Annotated in this window: 21 protein-coding genes; 7 read left to right on the forward strand and 14 right to left on the reverse strand. The window is 39.6% G+C overall.

Going from position 1 to position 22,014, the window contains the following annotated elements; all coding sequences use genetic code 11:
• Positions 1-28: 28 nt before the first annotated feature.
• Genes R2Q85_RS18000 through R2Q85_RS18010 form a run of 3 tightly spaced genes read right to left on the reverse strand, consistent with a single transcriptional unit; the run spans position 29 to position 3,097 of the window.
• A complete protein-coding gene (locus R2Q85_RS18000) occupies positions 29-1,075 on the reverse strand; it encodes a glycosyltransferase family 1 protein (protein WP_316813174.1) in 1,047 nt (348 codons plus the stop codon).
• A 53-nt stretch (positions 1,076-1,128) separates the two neighbouring features.
• A complete protein-coding gene (locus tag R2Q85_RS18005) occupies positions 1,129-2,274 on the reverse strand; it encodes a glycosyltransferase family 1 protein (RefSeq protein ID WP_316813175.1) in 1,146 nt (381 codons plus the stop codon).
• A gap of 4 nt (positions 2,275-2,278) precedes the next feature.
• Entirely contained in the window at positions 2,279-3,097 is an 819-nt protein-coding gene (locus tag R2Q85_RS18010; RefSeq protein WP_410478895.1) for a 2,3,4,5-tetrahydropyridine-2,6-dicarboxylate N-succinyltransferase, read from the reverse strand.
• A 74-nt stretch (positions 3,098-3,171) separates the two neighbouring features.
• Here R2Q85_RS18010 and R2Q85_RS18015 point away from each other — a divergent pair, with 74 nt between their 5' ends.
• A complete protein-coding gene (locus tag R2Q85_RS18015) occupies positions 3,172-3,570 on the forward strand; it encodes an RNA-binding S4 domain-containing protein (protein WP_316813176.1) in 399 nt (132 codons plus the stop codon).
• Positions 3,571-3,579: 9 nt separating this feature from the next.
• On the opposite strand, the gene R2Q85_RS18020 is transcribed toward R2Q85_RS18015, so the two are convergent.
• The 3 genes from R2Q85_RS18020 to R2Q85_RS18030 all read right to left on the reverse strand — a co-directional run bounded on the left by R2Q85_RS18020 (position 3,580) and on the right by R2Q85_RS18030 (position 5,459).
• Positions 3,580-4,302, reverse strand: coding sequence for an EcsC family protein (locus R2Q85_RS18020; RefSeq protein WP_316813177.1), 723 nt, complete (start codon positions 4,300-4,302; stop codon positions 3,580-3,582).
• Between the two features lie 21 nt (positions 4,303-4,323).
• Positions 4,324-4,806, reverse strand: coding sequence for a nucleoside deaminase (locus R2Q85_RS18025; RefSeq protein ID WP_316813178.1), 483 nt, complete (start codon positions 4,804-4,806; stop codon positions 4,324-4,326).
• Positions 4,807-4,871: 65 nt separating this feature from the next.
• Positions 4,872-5,459, reverse strand: a complete 588-nt coding sequence (locus tag R2Q85_RS18030) for an OmpH family outer membrane protein (protein WP_316813179.1) — start codon at positions 5,457-5,459, stop codon at positions 4,872-4,874.
• 253 nt (positions 5,460-5,712) lie between these two features.
• On the opposite strand from R2Q85_RS18030, the gene gyrB reads away from it, so the two are divergent.
• Positions 5,713-7,671: a DNA topoisomerase (ATP-hydrolyzing) subunit B gene (gene gyrB / locus R2Q85_RS18035; RefSeq protein ID WP_316813180.1), complete on the forward strand. Its 1,959-nt coding sequence runs from the start codon at positions 5,713-5,715 to the stop codon at positions 7,669-7,671.
• 243 nt (positions 7,672-7,914) lie between these two features.
• Here the strand turns inward: gyrB and R2Q85_RS18040 are convergent, their stop codons facing one another.
• Both R2Q85_RS18040 and mdh read right to left on the reverse strand, forming a co-directional pair.
• The gene (locus tag R2Q85_RS18040; protein WP_316813181.1) at positions 7,915-8,340 is read right to left on the reverse strand and encodes an aspartyl protease family protein; all 426 of its coding nucleotides are present in this window, start codon (positions 8,338-8,340) and stop codon (positions 7,915-7,917) included.
• On the reverse strand, positions 8,341-9,279 hold the full coding sequence (mdh, locus tag R2Q85_RS18045) for a malate dehydrogenase (RefSeq protein WP_316813182.1): 939 nt from the start codon (positions 9,277-9,279) through the stop codon (positions 8,341-8,343).
• A gap of 147 nt (positions 9,280-9,426) precedes the next feature.
• Between mdh and R2Q85_RS18050 the strand changes: the two genes are divergently transcribed.
• The 4 genes from R2Q85_RS18050 (at position 9,427) to R2Q85_RS18065 (ending at position 15,871) form a co-directional block, all read left to right on the forward strand.
• Positions 9,427-9,912, forward strand: coding sequence for a lipocalin family protein (locus tag R2Q85_RS18050; protein WP_316813183.1), 486 nt, complete (start codon positions 9,427-9,429; stop codon positions 9,910-9,912).
• Between the two features lie 102 nt (positions 9,913-10,014).
• Positions 10,015-14,445, forward strand: a complete 4,431-nt coding sequence (dnaE, locus tag R2Q85_RS18055) for a DNA polymerase III subunit alpha (RefSeq protein WP_316813184.1) — start codon at positions 10,015-10,017, stop codon at positions 14,443-14,445.
• 120 nt (positions 14,446-14,565) lie between these two features.
• The gene (gene trxA, locus R2Q85_RS18060; protein ID WP_410478896.1) at positions 14,566-14,883 is read left to right on the forward strand and encodes a thioredoxin; all 318 of its coding nucleotides are present in this window, start codon (positions 14,566-14,568) and stop codon (positions 14,881-14,883) included.
• 67 nt (positions 14,884-14,950) lie between these two features.
• Positions 14,951-15,871 (forward strand): DUF58 domain-containing protein, encoded by a 921-nt coding sequence (locus tag R2Q85_RS18065; protein ID WP_316813185.1) that lies wholly within the window; start codon positions 14,951-14,953, stop codon positions 15,869-15,871.
• Here R2Q85_RS18065 and R2Q85_RS18070 read toward each other — a convergent pair.
• From R2Q85_RS18070 to R2Q85_RS18095, 6 genes are read right to left on the reverse strand one after another with little or no spacing between them, the layout of a single operon-like run.
• On the reverse strand, positions 15,868-17,058 hold the full coding sequence (locus R2Q85_RS18070) for an aspartate aminotransferase family protein (RefSeq protein ID WP_316813186.1): 1,191 nt from the start codon (positions 17,056-17,058) through the stop codon (positions 15,868-15,870). The two genes, R2Q85_RS18065 and R2Q85_RS18070, sit on opposite strands and share 4 nt — an antisense overlap.
• A gap of 16 nt (positions 17,059-17,074) precedes the next feature.
• Entirely contained in the window at positions 17,075-17,527 is a 453-nt protein-coding gene (locus R2Q85_RS18075) for a hypothetical protein (RefSeq protein ID WP_316813187.1), read from the reverse strand.
• Between the two features lie 11 nt (positions 17,528-17,538).
• Positions 17,539-18,021 carry a hypothetical protein gene (locus R2Q85_RS18080; protein WP_316813188.1) on the reverse strand — a complete coding sequence of 161 codons (483 nt, stop codon included), beginning with the start codon at positions 18,019-18,021 and terminating at the stop codon, positions 17,539-17,541.
• A gap of 34 nt (positions 18,022-18,055) precedes the next feature.
• Positions 18,056-18,616: an RNA polymerase sigma factor gene (locus tag R2Q85_RS18085; protein ID WP_316813189.1), complete on the reverse strand. Its 561-nt coding sequence runs from the start codon at positions 18,614-18,616 to the stop codon at positions 18,056-18,058.
• 21 nt (positions 18,617-18,637) lie between these two features.
• Complete coding sequence (locus R2Q85_RS18090; protein WP_316813190.1) at positions 18,638-19,597, reverse strand: transketolase family protein; 960 nt, start codon at positions 19,595-19,597, stop codon at positions 18,638-18,640.
• A 2-nt stretch (positions 19,598-19,599) separates the two neighbouring features.
• The gene (locus R2Q85_RS18095; RefSeq protein WP_316813248.1) at positions 19,600-20,466 is read right to left on the reverse strand and encodes a transketolase; all 867 of its coding nucleotides are present in this window, start codon (positions 20,464-20,466) and stop codon (positions 19,600-19,602) included.
• Positions 20,467-20,709: 243 nt separating this feature from the next.
• Here R2Q85_RS18095 and R2Q85_RS18100 point away from each other — a divergent pair, with 243 nt between their 5' ends.
• Positions 20,710-21,960: a sugar MFS transporter gene (locus tag R2Q85_RS18100; RefSeq protein WP_316813191.1), complete on the forward strand. Its 1,251-nt coding sequence runs from the start codon at positions 20,710-20,712 to the stop codon at positions 21,958-21,960.
• Positions 21,961-22,014: the final 54 nt, after the last annotated feature.

The following is a 22,014-nucleotide window of genomic DNA, read 5'->3' on the forward strand; positions in this document are numbered from 1 at the left end:
GGGTAAAATTACAAATTATACTTGCTGTTTAAGCATGAAGACTTTTGTAAATTGCCCAGTATGCTTTTGCACATTTTTCCCAGCTAAACTGCATGGCATGATTGACAATGGCTTGTTCGGGATTGGTTTGCTGATAATGTGCCAGGCCATCAGTCAGTGTGTTTTGCATATCTGAAGGGACAAAGCTGTCAAAATAGTAAGCCAACCTGCCACCAATTTCGGGAAGAGAGGTCTTGTTAGAAAGAAAAACGGGTTTTCCAAAAAACATAGCCTCAATTACAGGTATGCCAAAACCTTCCGCAAGAGAGGGGAAAAGGAATGCCTTACAATTTTTATAATAAAGATATTTATCCTCATTTGAAACCGGGCCGATTACTTTTACCCGGCTACTTACGCCATGAAGTTTTGCCTGTTCCATAATGAGGTTTTTATAAGCTTCGTCTGCTTTGCCGGCAATAATCAAATCGTAATCATTATGCTGTAGCAGTGGGACCAGCACATGGAAGTTTTTTTTGGGGATCACTGTGCCTAAGGCAAAAAAAAATGGTTTGGCATCAGTAATTGAAGGGTTGCTGTATTCTGGAAAGGATTTGACGGTACATCCGTTGTAGATAACGGAAATAGGTTTGTCTCCAGTTTTCAGGTATTTGATAATATCCTGTTTGGTAAATTCAGATATGGCAACGATATGATCTGCAAGGTCAATATTTTGCTGAACCTTTTTTAAGTATTTTTGATGTTTTTGAACACTTTTCTTTTCATATAGAAAATTAAGATCGTGTATGGTAAGCACCTTTTTGATCTTTTTATTTTTAGGAATGTATGCTGTAGATTGATAGGTGGCATGCCAGATGTCAATATGCTGGTAACGCGGAAACAGGAATTTATGGATGCTTTGTTGTTTTAATGCATCAATGGGTTTTTCAAAATATATTTTAGCTTCTTTCGGGATGTAAAAGGTGAGTTTATCTTCATTTGCTTTAATTTTAGTCAATGCTTCACCAAGTTGAAGACAATATTCAAATAATCCGGTAAAAGGATATTTCATTCTTTCTGCATCAAATACAATTTTCATCAAGATATAATTATTTGTTAAATTTTATTGTCTTTTCATGCACTCATGAGCCCCTAACGGAATTTGTTTTTTATCGGTAGTGAAGGAATCATTGTTTCAAGGTATAACTGCATGATTTGTTTACTGATCACTTCATTGTTGAATTTCTGGACATAAGCAAAGCCTTTTTGTCTCATTTCCGTCTGCAGCTCCGGATTATCCAGTATTTTATTAACTGCATTGGCCAATCCGTTATGGTCATCAGGGGATACGTATAAACTGCCATCGCCACCGGCTTCTTCAAGACAGGAGCCGGTAGCAGCTACAACTGGAACATTGGAATATAGCGCTTCAATGATGGGGATGCCGAAACCCTCGTACAAGGAAGGATATATGAAAGCTGAGGCTAATTGGTAAATGAGAGGCAGGTCATTAAAAGGAACGTTTTGTAAAAACAAGACCCGGTTATTTAATTTTAGCAGGTCTATTTCTTTTTCAATTTGTTTAAAGTAATCGGTTTTTTTTCCAATTACAACGAGTTTATAGCCTTCATTGATGGTCTTTAAAGACTTAATTAGAGTCAGCAGGTTTTTTCTTGCTTCAATTGTACCCACATTTAAAATGTATTTATCGGGTAATTTATATCTTTCTTTAACCTGTTCTTTTAATCGATCTGGTGCGGGTGTTTTAAAACTATCGTCACAGCTTTGGTAAATCACTGCTATTTTATCAGCATCTACTTTGTACAATTCAATGATGTCCTGCTTGGTACGTTCACTAATGGCAATAATTTTACTGGCATATTTACATGCGTATTTCGTTTTTAATCTATAAATGAGGCGGTCTATAATGCCATAATATTGAGGAAACCGGATAAAAATCAGGTCATGGATGGTGACAACAGAGGGGATGCCTGTTTTATTGATGCCGATTGGGAGCTCATGACTTAAGCCATGGTAAAGTACTATTTTGTCTTTTAGTAACTGGGTTTTAACACCCAGGCTTCGCCAGAAAATCCTTTTAGATGTGGGTAATTTTAAATGGATGCCTGCTGTTTCTGTAAAAGACTTGATTTGAAGGCTGTTTTTTATTTTAGGACTATAAATAAAATATTGGTTTTGAGGGAAATACTTTGCCAAATGAGCAATTAATGAGCGGCTGTAGTTGCCCAAGCCTGTAAGGTTATTTGCTGCTCTTTTTCCATCAAAACCAATATTCATGATGTTATACTGCTACATTGTTTTCTCTCAATGCATCATTAAGGGACGTCTTTTTGTCTGTTGATTCTTTACGTTTACCAATAATAAGCGCACATGGCACATGGTATTCTCCGGCAGGGAATTTTTTAGGATAAGAACCAGGAATAACTACTGAGCGGGCAGGAACAATGCCTTTATACTCAACTGGTGATGAGCCGGTAACATCTATTATTTTTGTAGAAGCAGTCAATACTACATTGGCGCCTAATACAGCCTCTTTTTCAACACGTACACCTTCTACAACGATAACCCTCGATCCGATGAAACAATTGTCTTCAATAATTACCGGGGCAGCCTGAATGGGTTCTAAGACACCACCTATGCCAACTCCACCACTTAGATGTACATGTTTTCCAATTTGAGCGCAAGAACCTACCGTTGCCCAGGTGTCAACCATAGTGCCCTCATCCACATAAGCACCAATGTTTACATATGAAGGCATCATAATTACGCCTTTTGCAAGGTAAGCACCGTATCGTGCGCTGGCACCAGGAACTACTCTGACACCCAATTCTTTATAATTGGTTTTAAGTTTCATTTTATCGTGATACACAAAAGGTCCTGTTTCGATTACCTTCATCTGTCTGATAGGAAAGTAAAGAATTACGGCTTTTTTAATCCATTCATTTACACCCCATGAATTTAAAATAGGTTCTGCTACACGCAGTTCTCCTTTATCCAACTGCATTACTACAGTTTCAATTGCCTCGCAATGTTCACTATATTCTAATAAAGTTCTGTCTTCCCAAGCGGCTTCTACTAACTTTTTTAATTCTGCTATCATGATTGTTTATTGTTTTTTTGACAAAATAAATGAATTTTATCATAATCCTTCAATATTATCTATTTTTGAATGCTATGACTGAACAGGAAAAACTAAGGATAGATAAATATTTATGGGCGATAAGACTGTTTAAAACGAGAAGTTTGGCTACTGAGGCGTGTAAGGCCGGACGTGTTAAATTTAAAGGACAGAATCTTAAACCCTCTGCGCTTGTAAAGCCCGGCGACGTTTACCAGGTATCTAAAGGAATTGAAAAGAAAGTGATTGAAGTGCTGGAATTGCTTTACAACAGGGTAGAGGCGAAAATTGCGGTAACAAAATATAAGGACATTACCCCTGTTGAGGAAACGCATGCATTTAAATCCATGTTTCATGCACCAAGCTTAAAAAGAGACCGTGGTACGGGAAGGCCGACAAAAAAGGACCGTCGGGAAACGGACGGCCTGATTGGAGGTCTGTTTGAAGAGGATTAAAGGGATGTTTCAGGTATTGCTCAGGAGTCGCATTCTATAAGCCTGCATAGCCGTTTTCCCCAGTTTCCTGATCAGCTGATAATTTGCAACTGCCCCAACAGCTGCTCCTACTACTGGAAGTAACTGGGCGAGTTTGGCGAGGTCAATGTAATCGCGGTATTCCTGCTGAAAGGTTTGCCAATCGAAATCTTCAGTGTTCCCGGGCAAAAAAAGCACTTGGTCTTCCCAATTTTGTAGATGAAAGAATACTTTTGTTCTTGCCTGGTTGCTGGAAAATGTGAGCTGGAAAATATATAGCATATAAAGACGCTCCCTGAAGTCTTTGATATCAAAACCATATAGCGCTGCTATTTCAAAGAGCATTTTAATCTTAATGCCAATTAAAATGGGGAAATCTGCCATACTCATTAGGAATCCCCCGGCTCCGGTAATCCCTCCTTCGGCTGCCCCTGTTTTAGCATAAGCATCTATTTTTTGTAAAACGAGCGCTTCCCGGTGAACCATGCTCATTTCGCTGTCTGGAATGAATGTGGTGGTATAAGTTGAGCCGTAAAGAACGGTTTTTACCATGGCTTTTATGGTAGACGTGATGGCTTTGTGAACTTTTCGGGGAATGTAACTGTTGATCTTTTTTTGAACCCCGCCTGTCATTCTATTGAATAGCGATGGTTTTTTTACCATTTCACGCTTCCAGAATTCCAGCTCTATTCTTATATTCTCTTCATACTTCATCGCCGGAAAACATTAGTTTGTTCAATAGTCTTTGCGCATACCGGATATTTCCCATAACCTGAAGGCCTGCAGCGCCTCATCTCTCATCATTTGTTTAAACGGCAACTGTCGTTTAAGCATAGTTTTATCTAACTCTTCGTAGATGAATTTATCACTAAAACCAATGCTGGCAGCATCATCTTTTGTATTGGCAAAATAGATGGCCTCTATTTTGGCCCAGTAAATGGCACTTAGACACATAGGGCAGGGTTCACAGCTGGTATAAACGATACAGCCAGCCAAATCAAAGGTTTTGAGTTTTTTACAAGCCATCCTTATTGCTGATACTTCTGCATGTGCCGTAGGGTCATTGGTTGAGGTCACTTTGTTGGCGCTTTTTGCAATCAGCTTTCCGTCTTTTACAATTACCGCTCCAAATGGACCACCCAAAGTTTCCAGCACATTTTGTTCAGAAAGCTGTATGGCCATCTTCATGAATTTTTCGTGTTGGCTCATTTTCTCCATATTTAAATATAGCAAAAAAAATGCCCCCGGGTTATCGGAGGCATTTAAATAACAGGATAGTCGTTTTATTTTTTATAAGCTTCGTTTAGGCCAACAATTACTTCGCTGGTTACATCTAAACTTTCATCAGCAAATAGAATAGTTCCGTTTCCTTTTGAATAGCCCAACACCATTTTATAGCCTTTCTTTTTTGCGTAAACTTTTAAATAATCGGCAACCTTATCGTATAATTTTTCATTTTCGGCTGCCTGCTCATTTTGAAGTGCAGCACCTGCATTTTGCGAATAAGCCTGTAGTTCCTGCTGTTTCCGGGCCAGTCTTTCTTCTGTAGCAGCTCTCTGATCAGCTGGTAATGTATTTGCCTGTTGCTGATATTGTGCAACCTCACGTTTAAATGCATCCTGTTTTGATACCAGATCTGATTGTGCTGTTTTAGATTTTCCATCTAATTTTACTTTCAGATCTTTAAAGTATTGATATTTTGTCAACAGGGAATCGGAGTTTACATAAACAATTTTCTCGCTGTTGGAAACTGCTGCTGCATCTGTTGTTTTGGCAGTGGTACCTTTATCGTCCTTGTTCTGACAAGATGCCATAACAGAAACCAGGGCTACCGCTGTAGCAATGCTGCTTAATTTTAATGTTGTTTTCATCTATTTAATTATTCTAATTGTCAAATGTAGCGTTCATTATCTGTTCTAATAAGGCCTTTGGCGCTCATTTGAATCCCGCCCGGTTAATTCTTTGCTGATAATTTCCAACAAATATAAAATTTCAAAATTAGTATCCTAAGGATTATGTTTTTTAGCCCATTTTTCCGCCATTATTTAGTCAAATAGTTATCCACATTTGCCTTAAATTGGCCATAATTGGTTAAATTTGAATCTTATTGTTTTATTAAAAAATATGAGCGAAGAAAAAGATCCAAAGTCAAATTATTCGGCAGATAATATACAGGTATTAGAAGGTTTGGAAGCGGTGCGTAAGCGCCCTTCGATGTATATAGGAGATACCGGAATTAAAGGTTTACACCACCTGGTGTACGAGGTTGTAGACAACTCTATCGATGAGGCATTGGCAGGACATGCTGATACCATTTATGTAAATATTTTAAAAGATAACTCAATCAGAGTTGAAGATAATGGCCGCGGCATCCCGACAGGGATCATGCAGAAAGAGCAAAAATCAGCTCTTGAGATTGTAATGACTGTATTGCACGCCGGTGGTAAATTCGATAAAGATACTTATAAGGTGTCGGGCGGATTGCACGGTGTGGGTGTGAGTTGTGTGAATGCATTGTCAACCCATCTTAAGGCTGAAGTTCATGGTCAAGGTAAGATCTGGGAGCAGGAATATGAAAAAGGAAAGCCGCAGTACGATGTTAGAGTTGTTGGTGAATCTGAGAAAAGGGGCACGATAATTACTTTTACACCGGACCCTACCATTTTTACGCAAACCACAGAGTACCGTTTTGATACTTTAGCCTCTAGATTAAGGGAACTTTCGTTTTTGAACAAGGGCATCAAGCTAACCTTAACTGATGAACGTGAAGTAGCTGAAGATGGTAGTTTCTTAACTGAATTGTTTCATTCAGAGGGTGGCTTAAAAGAGTTTGTGCAGTTTTTAGATGGCACAAGACCTTCATTAATTCCTGAGCCTATCTATGTGGAAGGGATAAAAAATGGCATCCCTGTAGAACTTGCTTTGCAATACAATGATAGCTATTCAGAAAATGTGCACTCTTATGTAAATAACATAAATACACATGAAGGGGGTACACATATTGCCGGTTTCAGAAGAGGTTTAACCAGAACATTGAAAGCTTATGCTGATAAATCAGGCTTGCTCAAGAATGTGAAATTTGAGATTACAGGTGACGACTTTCGTGAAGGCTTAACTGCTGTAATATCTGTTAAAGTTCAGGAGCCTCAGTTTGAAGGCCAGACCAAAACCAAATTGGGTAACTCTGAGGTAATGGGAGCAGTAGATATTGCTGTGGGAGAAGCTTTAGGTATTTATCTTGAAGAATATCCTAAAGAGGCAAGAATGATCGTTAATAAGGTTATTCTGGCAGCAACGGCACGTGCAGCTGCCCGTAAGGCACGTGAAATGGTGCAGCGCAAGAGTGTGATGGGTGGTTCTGGTTTACCTGGAAAACTAGCCGATTGTTCTGATAGCGATCCGGAAAAATGTGAGCTATACCTGGTGGAGGGAGATTCTGCGGGTGGTACAGCCAAGCAGGGACGTGACCGTAATTTTCAGGCCATATTGCCTTTAAAAGGGAAAATCCTGAACGTAGAGAAGGCAATGGAGCATAAGATCTATGAAAATGATGAGATCAAAAATATGTTCACTGCATTGGGTGTGAGTATTGGTACTGAAGAAGATGATAAGGCCTTAAATTTAGCTAAGCTGCGCTATCACAAAATTGTGATCATGACGGATGCTGATATTGACGGATCTCACATTACAACACTTATTTTAACATTCTTCTTCAGGTATATGAAAGCGCTTATTGAGGCTGGTTATGTATATATTGCTGCCCCACCGCTTTACCAGGTGAAGAAAGGTAAAGAGTTTGAATATTGCTGGAATGATCAGCAACGGGATGCTGCTGTACAGCGTTTAAAAGGTGCTGGTAAAGAAGAAAGCGTACATATTCAACGTTACAAAGGTTTGGGAGAGATGAATGCAGAGCAGTTATGGGATACGACCTTAAATCCTGCAACACGTACCTTAATGCAAGCCACTATTGAAAATGCGGCCGAATGTGACCATACTTTTTCCATGTTAATGGGTGATGAAGTTGCACCGCGCAGGGACTTTATTGAAAGAAATGCGAAATATGCGAAAATTGACGCTTAAAAATAACGGTCATTTTTATTTTAATCTATAGAACAAGGGCAGCTGTGATCAGCTGCCCTTGTTCTATTATCATATTACAGTTTTGCATATTCCTTTGCGTAAATTATCTGTACATCTGGAACTCGAATGCTTAACCATTTTGCTTCTCTTAAAAATTACCTTCTCTGAAGAGGCATAGCGTTATTTTAGTTTTTTCGTTAGAAAAAATTAAATTCATGCAGCCTCAGAAGAGAACGGTTATTTTTACCTTTTATAAAGCAATAACTTCATCTTCTTATAATCAATTTTTGCTTGATACTTCAGCAAGAGGTCACCTCCGATAATTGCTATAATCGGGGGATGTCCCAGTCCCTGGTAAGCCTGATTCACCGCCTCCAGATCTAAGGCGACGGTTTCATAGTCGTTTAAAATTAAGCGGCCTATTTTTATTTTAGGAATTATGGCCTGTAAAGTACTTGATGTAGTAAATAATGTGGTTGCATGGCTTTCTTCTGTATGTTCGAGATCTTTGATATGGTTTTTGATAAAAGATTTATCAAAAACAGACCTGGATGCTCCAGTGTCGACTACAGCCAATAATTTTTGTCCAAAAACAACAATTTCCACCAAAAGGTGGAAACCATCGTCTTGTAAATTTATTAAGGTAAGCGGAATGGAAATTGCGCTCATCTAAACCAATTTCATATCCGTTAATACGGCGTTCATGTTGCGTACAGCATCAGCGCTCTTATTAAAGTTAGCCTGTTCAGCATCAGTTAGTTTAAAATCAAGGATCTTTTCAACACCGTTTTTACCAATGATGATGGGAACCACTAATGAAATGTCTTTTTGACCATATTCACCATCCAGATATACACCTGATGAAATGAGTTTTTTCTCATCACGCACAATACTTTCAACCATTGCTGCTGTGCCTGCACCCGGAGCATACCAGGCCGATGTGCCAATTAATCCGGTTAAAGTTGCACCGCCAACCATAGTAGCAGCCACAATTTTATCTTGTTGTTCTTTGCTTAACAGTTGGGTAACAGGGATGCTGTTCCATGTGGCATGATTAATCAGTGGAATCATGGTAGTATCTCCATGTCCACCAATAACTACTGCATTGAGGTCGGAAGGTGAGCAGCCCAATTCCTGGCTCAGGTAATATTTAAATCTTGCAGAGTCTAAAGCTCCACCCATACCAAGGATACGATTTTTAGGCAATCCGGATGTTTTTAAAGTCAGGTAGTTCATGGTATCCATAGGGTTGGAAACCACAATGATGATCGTGTTAGGAGAATATTTTAAGATATTTTCAGTGACACCTTTTACAATGTTTGCATTTGTACCGATCAGTTCCTCACGGGTCATACCTGGTTTGCGGGGTAATCCTGAAGTAATTACAACTACTTCTGAATCTGCAGTGCTTGCATAATCATTGGTAACACCTTTAATTTTTGTGTCAAAGCCTAATAAAGCTGATGTTTGCATCATGTCTATTGATTTACCTTCAGCAAAACCTTCTTTGATGTCCAGTAAAATAAGCTCTTCAGCCAATTCTTTTCTTGCAATATTATCTGCACAAGTGGCACCTACGGCACCGGCACCTACAACCGTTATCTTCATATAATTTTTTTTATGTGTGTTACCTTCTCTTCGAAGTTATAAAATTACATGAGTTTAAAAAATGGTTTTGAAAACTTTATTCTTCCTTGCGGGTTTTATGATAAAGAATTTACATTTGCCAAATAACTAGATCATCGGAGGAAAATTATGGATAACCAACCTGTACAACGAGTAGATATTATGGCATATGCAGGGAAATGGTATCCGCTATATTCTATTCCGACCTTTATGGATAAACATTGGAGAGAAACGGTAGAAACCTACGTAATTCATCCGGATGGATATTACGCGGTGTTTACAACGTATAAGGTTATAGGTCAGGAAAAGCGTAAATACATCAGGTCGAAACTTTTTGTAGTAAGAGGGACTAACAATGCCATATTCAAAGCTCAGTTTGTCTGGCCTTTTAAAGAAGATTACTGGGTTATAGAGCTTGCTGATGATTATTCATATGTTGTAGTCGGGCACCCTAAGTATAAATATCTTTTTATTATGTCGCGCAAGCCGGAGATGGGTCAGGATCTGTTGAGAGAAATTATTGACCGTTGCGATAAAAAAGGCTATGCAACTTCCAAACTCGTTTCGCAGGAACATAAGGCTATTCAGCAGGTGCCTGAAAAAGAACATGTTTAAATCTTTTGGTATATAATTTCAAACCATCGCCTACAAGAGCTCGTAAAATTCCGTATTTTTGATCAATCATTTTGATTTCCAGAAAGAGAATAATTACCTGCTATGTATTTAATATTTGACACTGAAACCACAGGCTTACCACGTAATTGGAATGCGCCAATTACGGATACAGACAATTGGCCAAGGTGTATCCAGATTGCCTGGCAATTACATGATGAGTTAGGTAATATGATGGAACACCAGGATTACCTGGTGAAACCTGAGGGGTTCAACATCCCTTATGATGCCGAACGCATCCATGGGATCTCGACGGAGCTGGCCATTGAGCAGGGGATAGAATTGGCTGCCGTGTTAGAGAAATTTAATATCGCTTTATCCAAAGCCAAATTTATAGTTGGCCAAAACATAGGTTTCGATGTAAACATTATGGGCTGTGAGTTTCACCGGTTAGGTGTCGGGAGTCCTATGGGACAAATGCCAGTGCTGGATACCTGTACCGAGGTTACTGCTGAGCTGCTGAAGCTTCCCGGAGGTCGTGGAGGTAAATTTAAATTACCCAACTTAACGGAGCTTCACCAATACCTTTTCGGCGAACCTTTTGCCGAAGCCCACAATGCTACAGCCGATGTTGAAGCTACTACCCGTTGTTTCCTGCAGCTGATTAAAATAGATGTTTTCAGACCGGAGCAGCTGTTGGCCGATCAACAGTACATCAATCGTTTTAAACAAAGTACACCCCAGGTATTTGAACGTGTTGGTTTAAATCATGTCAATCTTAAATCTGCCTCCGATGAGATCAGAAAGCGTTTACAACAAACAGAAGCGCCTAAGGTTTCTAAAAGTACGCTTGAGGAGAATAAACGGGAATTGGCTTCGGCGAGTTTTGCCCATTTACACAACCATACGCAATTCTCTGTACTGCAGTCAACCATTAACATTCCTTCACTCATTAAGGCCGCAGCGGCCCATAAAATGCCAGCAGTGGCCATGACAGATCATGCGAATATGATGGGTGCTTTTCATTTTGTAAGTCAGGTTCTAAATCACAATAAAGGGGTAGAAGCGAGGAATGCTACAGCAATTGAAAATGGAGAATTACCCGAAGAACAAATTATAAAGCCTATTGTGGGTTGTGAGTTCTTTGTTTGCGATAACCATGAAGATAAAAGCAGGAAAGACAATGGCTACCAGGTAGTTTTACTGGCAAAAAATAAAGCTGGTTACCATAACCTGGCTAAAATGTCATCTATTGCCTATACCAAAGGATTTTATTATATCCCAAGGATAGACAAAGCTGTTATAGAGCAATATAAAGATGACATCATCGTATTGTCCGGTAACTTGTACGGAGAGATTTCCAGCAAATTATTAAACCTGGGCGAAAAACAAGCTGAGGAAGCCTTGCTTTGGTGGAAGGCAAAATTTGGTGCGGATTTTTATGTTGAGCTGATGCGGCACAGGCAGGAAGATGAAGACATAGTAAATACTTCGTTGGTAACGCTTGCAAAAAAACACGAGGTTAAGTTAGTTGCTACCAACAATACTTACTATATCAATAAAAAGGATGCCAATGCACATGATATCCTGTTATGTGTTAAGGACGGGGAGAAACAAGCAACACCTATAGGACGGGGCCGTGGTTTTAGGTTTGGCCTGCCTAATCAGGAGTATTATTTCAAATCGCCTGATGAAATGAAAAATCTGTTTACAGATTTACCTGAGGCCATTCTGAATATTCAGGAAGTCATAGATAAAATTGAGATCTATAAATTAGCCCGTGAGGTGCTTTTGCCGAAGTTTGATATCCCTGAAGAGTTTTTAGTGAAGGACGATGATGAAGATGGGGGAAAGAGAGGGGAGAACAAATTCCTGCGGCATCTTACCTATGTTGGGGCCAAAAAGAGGTATGGAGAAATTACAGCTGATATTATAGAACGACTGGATTTTGAATTGCAGACGATTGAAAAAACCGGCTATCCTGGATATTTCCTGATTGTACAGGATTTCATTGCTGAAGCACGAAACCTGGATGTTTCTGTGGGGCCAGGCAGGGGCTCTGCAGCCGGTTCTGCAGTAGCCTATTGTTTAGGGATCACCAATATAGATCCGATCAAATATGATCTCCTGTTTGAACGTTTCCTTAATCCTGACCGGGTATCCATGCCTGATATTGATATCGACTTTGATGATGAGGGGCGTGGCAGGGTGATGGACTACGTGATTAAAAAATATGGATCCAATCAGGTAGCTCAGATCATCACTTATGGAACTATGGCTGCTAAATCTTCTGTAAAAGATACGGCCCGTGTACTTGACCTGCCTTTGTTTGAAGCAGAAAAGATTGCCAAGCTGATTCCAAATATGAAGCTGGCGAAAATTTTTACCCTGGATGAAAAAAGTTTAAAAGAAGCGCTTCGCGCAGATGAATATGAAAAAATTCTGGAGCTTAAGGTTCTGGCAGGAGCTAAAGATTTAGGTGCCAAAACGCTTGAACAAGCCCAGATTTTAGAGGGATCCTTAAGGAATACAGGTATCCATGCCTGCGGAGTAATTATTACGCCAAGCGACATTACTAATTTTGTCCCTGTAGCCACTGCAAAGGATTCAGACCTGTATGTTACCCAATTTGACAATTCGGTAGTAGAAAGTGCGGGGCTGCTGAAAATGGATTTCCTTGGCTTAAAAACCCTGACACTGATTAAGGATACCGTTAAACTGGTTAAATCAAGACACCATATAGACCTCGACCCTGATAATTTCCCGATAGACGACGAAAGGACCTATGAGCTTTTCCAACGGGGGGAAACTATTGGTATTTTCCAATATGAGAGTACAGGTATGCAGAAATACATGAAAGAGCTGAAGCCTACGGTTTTTGGTGATTTGATTGCCATGAATGCGTTGTACAGGCCAGGTCCGCTGGAATATATTCCAAGCTTTGTACGCAGAAAAAATGGAGAAGAAGAAATCAAGTATGACCTGGATGCCTGCGAGGAATATTTGAAGGAAACTTATGGGATTACGGTATATCAGGAGCAGGTGATGCTCTTGTCGCAAAAGCTTGCCGGGTTTACCAAAGGTGAAGCTGATGTTTTGCGTAAGGCCATGGGTAAAAAACAAAAGGATGTACTGGATAAGATGAAGCCAAAGTTTGTAAAACAGGCGGCAACAAAAGGCCATGATCCGGTCGTTTTAGAGAAAATCTGGAAAGACTGGGAAGCTTTTGCCTCTTATGCGTTTAACAAATCGCATTCTACCTGCTATGCCTGGATTGCTTATCAGACAGCTTATTTAAAAGCGCATTTCCCCGCAGAATATATGGCGGCTGTACTGTCTAATAACATGAGCGACATTAAACAGGTGGCTTTCTTTATGGAAGAGTGTAAACAAATGGGCGTTCAGGTTTTGGGCCCCGATGTAAATGAGTCTGAAATTAAATTCTCCGTGAATGCGCAGGGCGAAGTTCGTTTCGGTTTGTCAGGTATCAAGGGAGTGGGTGAAAAGGCTGTAGAAAGTATCATTGAAGACAGACAGGAAAAAGGTATGTACAAAGACCTTTACGATTTTGCCAGAAGGTCTAACACCCGTACGGTAAATAAGAAAGCCTATGAAAGCTTTGTATACAGCGGCACTTTTGACACCTTTGGCAATCACCGTGCGCAATATTTCTTTGTCGGCATTAACGATAAGATGAATGGCATAGAAAAGGTGATTAAATATGCCAATGATTTTCAGAATAATGAATCTTCTTCACAATCTTCCTTGTTTGGTGGCTCTGTGGCTGACCTGATATTGGAACCGGCTTTACCTGTTGCTCCCGAATGGAGTTTAATTGATAAACTGAAATATGAAAAAGATGCAATTGGGATATTTTTATCAGGACATCCACTGGATAATTACAAACTTGAATTAAAAGAATTTTGCCAGCACAAAGTAAATCACCTCTCGCTGGTCAATAAAATAAGGGCAGGAGATACCAATGAAGAGGTACTTGCGGAATTTGAGGGTATAAAAAACCGGGAGCTTGTAGTAGGTGGCCTGGTAGTAGTAGCGGCACAGCGCATGACAAAAACGGGTAAGCCTTTTGGAACACTGGTATTTGAGGATTATGATGATACCTGCGAGCTTGCACTGTTTGGCGACGACTTTATTAAGTTTAAGCAGTTTTTAACGGATGGTTATTTCCTGCAAATTCGTGGAAGGGTAGGAGAACGGTTTAGAAAAGAAGGTGATTGGGAGTTTAAGATTACTTCTATTAACTTATTGTCTGAATTAAGGGACAAACTGGCTAAAAGCGTCACGATTCAGGTACCTATTGAGCGTGTTAATGATGATTTTATGGGACAGATCCTCGCCATTCTCGAAAATAATAAAGCAACTACCGAGCAACAAAATTGTCAATTGTTGTTTGATGTATACGACAGAGAGCAAAACGTGATGGTCAAATTGCCTTCAAAATCGTTAAAGATCAATCCTACAAACGATTTTTTAAGTCAATTGGCTGCTTTAAATGTGAGTTCTAAGTTGAACTAATGTCATAATGGCATTGGGCAGCTTGATGGCATTACAATTGATGATATATTTGTAGTCTGCAAGAGCTACATGTCATGCTCGGGCACTCGAACTAAGATAACTAATATAAAAAATAGAATTATGGCTTTAGAAATCACAGATGCTAACTTCGAGGAATTAGTATTAAAATCAGATAAACCCGTTTTAGTTGACTTTTGGGCAGAATGGTGTGGTCCATGTCGCATGGTAGGTCCGGTAGTAGATGAAATCTCAAAAGAATACGAAGGAAAAGCTTTGGTAGGAAAAGTGAATGTTGATAACAATCCTCAAATCTCTACGCAATTTGGCATCCGAAATATTCCGGCTTTATTGTACTTCAAAAATGGAGAAGTAGTAGATAAACAAGTTGGAGCAGTACCTAAATCGGTCCTGGCTCAAAAATTAGATAAACAGTTGTAACAACAAAACAATATACTAGTGAAAAAGCGTTCCTAAAAATTAGGAACGCTTTTTTTATATTTACAGGATGCAGTCGCCAATTGATGAAACGATTTTACATTTTAACGGCAATCTTGAATTACTGGCCCGCCAGGTAGTTGAAGGTTTTATTACAGGATTACATAAAAGTCCCTTCCATGGTTTCTCTGTTGAATTTGCAGAACATAGACTTTACAATGTAGGAGATAATGTTAAAAACATAGATTGGAAACTCTATGCACGGACAGATAAGCTCTTCAGCAAACGATACGAGGAAGAAACCAACCTGCGCTGCCAGTTTATTGTCGATGTTTCTTCGTCGATGTACTTTCCTTTAAAGGCGTACAATAAGCTTAATTTTTCTGTACAGGCAGTTGCGGCATTGATCTATTTGTTAAAAAGGCAGCGTGATGCCTTTGGCTTGAGCCTTTTCACCGACCACCTGGTGTTGAATACACCTGCAAAATCAACCACTACCCATCAAAAGTATCTGTTCGCCCGATTGGAGGAAATATTAAAGGCAGAACAAATGAATGTAAAAACCAATCTTGAACAGGCGCTGCACCAGATAGCGGAATTGATTCACAAGCGTTCTTTGGTGGTTGTATTCAGCGATATGCTAAACACAGTACATGAGGCGCATCATATCGAAGGTTTATTTTCGGCACTTCAGCATTTGAAGTTCAACAAGCATGAAGTTATTATTTTCAATGTAACAGAGAAGGGGAGAGAAGTAGATTTTAATTTTGAAAACCGGCCTTATCAGTTTGTTGATATGGAAACCGGAGCTACGCTGAAAACGCATGCGTCAAAGGTTAAAGATGCCTATCTTATAAAAATGCAGGAGTATCGACAGGCTATTCAGCTCAAATGTACCCAATATAAGATTGATATGGTCGATGCGGACATTGCACAGGGCTTTTACCCGATATTACAAGCCTATCTTATCAAAAGACAAAAAATGAGTTAAGCGGTTATTTCGCTAATGTTCTTTAATATAATGCTGCAGGCCCTTGCTATTTCTTCTTCCGTAATGATTAGTGGAGGCGCTATACGCATAGAATTACTGCAATGTAAAAACCAGTCACTAATTATCCCATCAGCAATACAGGCATCGATAATCTTTTTATTTAGCTCAAAACTTTCAAACTCTATGGCGATCATCAGCCCTTTGCCACGTATTGCTTTTATTGCAGGGTGGACCAGTAGTTTTTTGAACAATTCTCCTTTTGCGGTAACACCAGCAACGATATTTTCCTTGCAGATGGTTTGTAAGGTTGCCAGGCCCGCTGCACAGCTCACGGGATGCCCCCCAAAAGTAGTAATATGGCCAAGTATAGGGTTCGTTGCCAACGAAATCATGATCTCCCTGGAGCTGATAAAAGCACCAATGGGCATGCCGCCACCAATACCTTTTGCCAGCAGCAAAATATCCGGAACAATGCCAAAATGTTCAAAACCAAACATTTTACCTGTCCGCCCAAAGCCACATTGTATTTCATCCAATACCAATAAGGTTCCGGTTTCTGTACATTTTTTTCTCAACGCTTCGAAATAAGATTGATCAGCCACTCTTATTCCTGCCTCACCCTGGATGGTTTCTACAAAAACTGCAGCAGTATCGGGTGTAATCAGGTCGAGGTCAACAACGGCATTGTAATTTATGAATCTGACACCCGGTAAAAGTGGCCTGTAGGCCTGTTTAAATGCCTCATTGCCCATCAGGCTTAAAGCCCCCTGTGTACTGCCATGATAAGAATGATGACAGGCAATGATCTCTGAACGATTGGTGTATCTTTTAGCCAGTTTCATGGCACCTTCAACAGCTTCTGCTCCCGAATTTACAAAATAAGTGCTATTGAGGTTCCCGGGTAAAATGCCCGCAAGTGCCTTTGCAAAATTTACCTGGGGGCTTTGTACAAATTCGCCATATACCATGATGTGCATATAGCGTTCTGCTTGTTGTTGTACAGCACGCACAACAGTGGGATGGCAATGACCAACATTACTTACGCCAATGCCAGCAATTAAGTCCATATACTTTTTGCCTGCAGTGTCATATAAATACATTCCCCGGGCTTTGTTGAATTCTAAAAGAAGGGGTTCTAAAGTAGTCTGGGCATTATGTTGCAGAAATAATTGGCGTTGTGTAAGCATGGCCAAAAATACAAAATTAATTTGGCTGCGGTCTGTTGTTAAATCTGTATTTGGCTAAAATCTCCTTTTTAAAAGCCTCCTGTGCGCGGTAAAACTTGCCAATTGTTTTAATTGGTAAGTTAGATTTTAAACGGTAATAATATTTCTTTTCCAGATTCAATTCACGCTGTTTGATGCTAAAATCATTTACAATCAGGTTCTGTACTTCAGTGTCGGATAGTGCTTCAATCTCAGTGAGTTTTCTAAAGCTGATCATCTTCTGTACACGCTCTTTACGCAATGCAGTTTGCTCCTTTTGCCAGTCGTTATAAATGGGCCAGAAAATTTTGGCTTCTTCGCTCGAAAGATCAAGTTTTTGGGTTAAGTAAGCTATTTTGTAGGACTCAATTTCAGCGTTACGTTCTCCGTACTTTTGTGCCGAGGCTATGATGGGGAACATAAATAGAAAAGCAATAATTAGGTGTTTCATCTTGATGATATTTATAAACCCGAAGCAATGTCAGTTTGCGTGTAATTGTTAAGGATATAATTTTCCAGTGCTCCCTCAGTAACCGCTGGATTTATTTGTTGTAAATCGTTGGCCTCGATGTGATCTATAATGATCTGTTCATCTATATCGTATAGTAGCTGCTCTGTTGCAAAATCTCTGTAAACTATTTTTTTGTCGGGTTGCTGCAGTTCGTAAAAATAAAAGCCAACAGCACTTAACAGGATAAAACAAGCAGCGGACGCATATTTTAACAAACTTGATCGCCATAAACGAATCACCTTTCTTTCCTTAAGCGTACGGAGTTCGATATTCATCCGTAATTGTTCAAAATAACCATCAGGAACTGTGTAACCGTCGTTAGGTGCAACAGCACTGATCCGCTCCGATAAGACCCTAGCCTGTATGTTATTGGTCAGCTCACTAAAGTAGTTTTCCGGAGTGGTAAAGCCAGTTTCTATTAAATTCTCATCCATCTCAAATATATTGATACATTATAGCTCAAAAGGTTTAAAAGGTAATGTCTTCATTTAGCATAAAAACTTCAATTTTCTTTACGGCAATGTGAAAAGAGGCTTTTAAAGCACCTACGCTCGTTCCGGTTATTTCTGAAATTTCCTCATATTTAAGTTCATCAAAATACTTCATGTTAAATATCAGACGCTGTTTTTCGGGCAGGGTAAGTAAAGCTTGCTGTAGTTTTAACTGGACCTTGTCGCCGTTAAAATAGGAAGATGCGATGAGTGTTTCTGAAAGCCCTGCGGATACCTCATCTAAAGGTGTATTGTTGCGTTGTTTCTTTTTATTTAAAAAAGTAATAGACTCATTGGTGGCAATCCTGTAAACCCAGGTATAAAGCTGTGAGTCGCTGCGGAATTTTTCCAGGTTCTTCCAAACCTTTATAAAAGTGTCTTGAACCAGATCATCGGCGTCATCATGATCGATCACCAGCCGTCTGATGTGCCAATATATCTTTTGCTGGTATTTGGTGAGAAGCAGGTTGAAGGCTTCATCCCGAGTTTTTATATTGGAGAATTTCTCTAAAATCTCTGAATCTTCAACCTGCTTCATTATTGTTTTGTTGTTGCTTTATTATTTTTTGGCTCTCTTGATTACCTTTTGTACAGCTTCAACAATGTTTACACTATCTAATCCGTACTTGGTCATCAATTGATCAGGCGTTCCGCTTTCCCCAAAACTATCGTTTACAGCAACAAATTCCTGTGGCGTAGGCAGCTCGGTTGAAAGTAACCTGGCAACGCTTTCTCCTAAACCACCATATTTATTATGTTCCTCGCAGGTAACCACACAGCCGGTTTTCTTCACTGAATTCAAGACTGCCGCTTCGTCCAAAGGTTTAATCGTGTGGATATTTATAATTTCGGCATCAATACCCAGTTCCGCAAGTTTCTCACCTGCTTCAATAGCTTTCCAAACCATGTGGCCTGTGGCTATAATGGTTACATCTGTGCCTTCATTTACCATCCAGGCCTTACCAATTTCAAATTTCTGATCAGGATCTGTAAATACAGGAATCACCGGGCGACCAAAACGCAGGTAAACCGGGCCATGGTATTCCGCTATAGCAATTGTAGCGGCTTTAGTCTGGTTATAATCACAGGTATTGATTACCGTCATTCCTGGCAGCATTTTCATTAAACCTATATCCTCCAGGATCTGGTGTGTTGCTCCATCTTCACCAAGGGTTAAACCAGCATGAGAAGCACAGATCTTAACATTTTTATCAGAATAAGCAACCGACTGGCGAATCTGGTCGTAAACCCTTCCGGTAGAAAAGTTAGCAAACGTTCCTGTAAAAGGAATTTTGCCGCCTATGGTCAAACCAGCTGCAATACCAATCATATTGGCCTCGGCAATACCAATCTGGAAAAAACGTTCAGGAAATTCCTTAATAAAGGCATCCATTTTTAGCGAACCTACCAGGTCAGCACAAAGTGCTACTACTTCAGGATTCTTTTTTCCCGCTTCAAGCAATCCAGCTCCGAAACCAGAACGCGTATCTTTTTTTTCAGTGTATGTATACTTCTTCATTCTTAATAATCTTTTAGGGTACTACTTAATTGAGCCAGTGACGCAGCAAGTTGTTCATCGTTAGGAGCAACACCATGCCATTTATGGGATCCCATCATGAAATCAACACCATAGCCCATTTGTGTACTCATCAAGTTTAGTATTGGCTTTCCTTTACCGGTTAGTGACTTTGCATAGTGCAATGCTTTAACAATGGAATCCATGTCATTGCCATCAGAATTGATCACATGCCAGCCAAAGGCTTCAAATTTGGCCTGCAGGTTTTCCAGTGACAATACTTTTTCAGTCGGGCCATCAATTTGTTGTCCGTTATAATCAACAGTTGAAATCAGGTTATCTATTTTATTAAAGGGAGCATACATGATGGCTTCCCAGTTCTGGCCTTCCTGTAACTCGCCGTCTCCGTGTAAAGAATATATAATTGAATGATCTTTATTCAGCTTTTTTGCCTGTGCTGCGCCAATAGCTACTGACATGCCCTGACCTAAAGAGCCAGAAGCAATTCTCACGCCTGGAAGTCCTTCGTGGGTAGTCGGGTGTCCTTGTAACCTTGAATTTAATTTTCTGAAAGTAGCAAGTTCACTTACTTCAAAATAACCTGATCTTGCCAAAACACTGTAAAAGACAGGTGAAATGTGTCCGTTCGAAAGAAAAAACAAGTCTTCGCCTTTTCCGTCCATTTTAAAATCAGTAGAGTGGTTCATGATTTCAAAATACAATGCAGTCATAAAATCTGCACATCCTAATGATCCTCCAGGGTGGCCCGATTGGCAGGCATGTACCATTCTAACGATATCCCTTCTTACCTGAGCAGCGATATCTTCTAATTCATTAATTGTATGTTTCATTAATTGGGGTTGTTGATTAATAGCACAAATGTAATTAAAAATACTTTGGGCTTAAGCTATTATGTCTCAAACTTCAGCAGGACTGGACAAATTCTATTCGATATTTCACAGGTTTTTTGTTCTGAACAAACGTTTGCGTTAAAAAAGTTAATTACGCAAGGAATTCCATGAAATTTTATATTTTTAGAGCTTCAAGTTTTTAAAATAGTTAAAAAAGTCAGTTCCTTAAATTTAAACCTAAAATTAAATCATTACATAACCATTATGACAACTAAAAAATCATCAAGTCCTATTTTTATAATAGGTGCTTTATTCTTTGTGTTCGGATTCGTTACGTGGCTAAATTCAGTTCTAATACCTTATTTAAAAATAGCCTGTGAATTGAGCAACTTTGAATCTTACCTGGTCGCGTTTGCCTTTTACATCGCTTATATTGTAATGGCACTTCCATCAGCCTGGGTACTTAAGAAGACTGGCTTTAAAAAGGGAATGGCAGTTGGATTGGTGATTATGGCTGTGGGTGCTTTAATATTTATTCCAGCGGCATTAACCCGTACCTATTCACTTTTTCTTCTTGGACTATTTATACAGGGAACAGGTTTAACTGTGCTACAGACTGCCTCAAATCCATACATTACAATTCTGGGACCGGCTGAAAGTGCTGCTAAACGCATCAGTATCATGGGTATTTGTAATAAAGTTGCGGGCGCTATTGCTCCAATTTTATTAGGTGCCGTTACTTTGAAGGATGCAGACGGCGTAACGGCAAGGATAGCAAATATGAATCTTACTGAAAAAGCGCTTGAACTGGATGCCCTCGCACATAAGGTGATTTTACCTTATGCAGCTATTATTACCGTTCTTGTTATTCTTTCAGTGCTTGTTTATTTTTCTACCCTCCCAGAAATAGATACTGATCAGGAGGATGAAGAAGTTGCTCTTGCGAATAGCAATAAAACAAGTATCATGCAGTTTCCGCATTTGTTGCTGGGCGTGTTAACGCTCTTCTTATATGTTGGTGTTGAGGTGATGGCAGGTGATACTGTTATCAGTTACGGATCATCGCAGGGTATTGCGTTATCTACAGCCAAATTTTTCACTACCTACACACTAGTGAGTATGATTTTGGGTTATATCATTGGGATTTTATGCATCCCAAAATATTTTACCCAGCAAACGGCACTTAAGACTTCGGCAATTCTGGGTGTTATTTTATCTCTCGTCGCTATTTTTACAGAAGGTTACGTATCTGTATTGTTTATCTCTCTATTAGGACTGGCTAATTCCCTGATGTGGCCAGCCATATGGCCCTTAGCTATTGCCGGATTAGGTAGATTTACCAAGACTGGTGCTTCTTTACTAATTATGGGGATTGCCGGAGGTGCAATAATACCATTGTTTTACGGTTATCTGGCAGATATTGTAAATCCTCAGCATGCCTATTGGATCATGGTTCCTTGTTACGTATTCATTTGGTACTATGCAGTTGCCGGGCACAAACTAAAACGCGCATAAGCAACTATTATTTTTATACAATAAGGGAGATTCCATTAAGAATCTCCCTTATTG

Source organism: Pedobacter heparinus, from assembly GCF_032678725.1.
GTDB classification, from domain to species: Bacteria; Bacteroidota; Bacteroidia; order Sphingobacteriales; family Sphingobacteriaceae; genus Pedobacter; species Pedobacter heparinus_A.

Coding starts and splice junctions, on each gene's coding strand:
- dnaE (WP_316813184.1), top strand. CDS start 10,015: ATGTATTTAATATTTGACACTGAAACCACAGGCTTACCACGTAATTGG.
- R2Q85_RS18075 (WP_316813187.1), bottom strand. CDS start 17,527: ATGAAACACCTAATTATTGCTTTTCTATTTATGTTCCCCATCATAGCC.
- R2Q85_RS18025 (WP_316813178.1), bottom strand. CDS start 4,806: ATGGAGAAAATGAGCCAACACGAAAAATTCATGAAGATGGCCATACAG.
- gyrB (WP_316813180.1), top strand. CDS start 5,713: ATGAGCGAAGAAAAAGATCCAAAGTCAAATTATTCGGCAGATAATATA.
- R2Q85_RS18005 (WP_316813175.1), bottom strand. CDS start 2,274: ATGAATATTGGTTTTGATGGAAAAAGAGCAGCAAATAACCTTACAGGC.
- R2Q85_RS18040 (WP_316813181.1), bottom strand. CDS start 8,340: ATGAGCGCAATTTCCATTCCGCTTACCTTAATAAATTTACAAGACGAT.
- R2Q85_RS18085 (WP_316813189.1), bottom strand. CDS start 18,616: ATGAAGCAGGTTGAAGATTCAGAGATTTTAGAGAAATTCTCCAATATA.
- R2Q85_RS18015 (WP_316813176.1), top strand. CDS start 3,172: ATGACTGAACAGGAAAAACTAAGGATAGATAAATATTTATGGGCGATA.
- mdh (WP_316813182.1), bottom strand. CDS start 9,279: ATGAAGATAACGGTTGTAGGTGCCGGTGCCGTAGGTGCCACTTGTGCA.
- R2Q85_RS18090 (WP_316813190.1), bottom strand. CDS start 19,597: ATGAAGAAGTATACATACACTGAAAAAAAAGATACGCGTTCTGGTTTC.
- R2Q85_RS18065 (WP_316813185.1), top strand. CDS start 14,951: ATGCAGTCGCCAATTGATGAAACGATTTTACATTTTAACGGCAATCTT.
- R2Q85_RS18010 (WP_410478895.1), bottom strand. CDS start 3,097: ATGATAGCAGAATTAAAAAAGTTAGTAGAAGCCGCTTGGGAAGACAGA.
- R2Q85_RS18050 (WP_316813183.1), top strand. CDS start 9,427: ATGGATAACCAACCTGTACAACGAGTAGATATTATGGCATATGCAGGG.
- R2Q85_RS18070 (WP_316813186.1), bottom strand. CDS start 17,058: ATGCTTACACAACGCCAATTATTTCTGCAACATAATGCCCAGACTACT.
- R2Q85_RS18030 (WP_316813179.1), bottom strand. CDS start 5,459: ATGAAAACAACATTAAAATTAAGCAGCATTGCTACAGCGGTAGCCCTG.
- R2Q85_RS18000 (WP_316813174.1), bottom strand. CDS start 1,075: ATGAAAATTGTATTTGATGCAGAAAGAATGAAATATCCTTTTACCGGA.
- R2Q85_RS18100 (WP_316813191.1), top strand. CDS start 20,710: ATGACAACTAAAAAATCATCAAGTCCTATTTTTATAATAGGTGCTTTA.
- R2Q85_RS18020 (WP_316813177.1), bottom strand. CDS start 4,302: ATGAAGTATGAAGAGAATATAAGAATAGAGCTGGAATTCTGGAAGCGT.
- R2Q85_RS18080 (WP_316813188.1), bottom strand. CDS start 18,021: ATGGATGAGAATTTAATAGAAACTGGCTTTACCACTCCGGAAAACTAC.
- trxA (WP_410478896.1), top strand. CDS start 14,566: ATGGCTTTAGAAATCACAGATGCTAACTTCGAGGAATTAGTATTAAAA.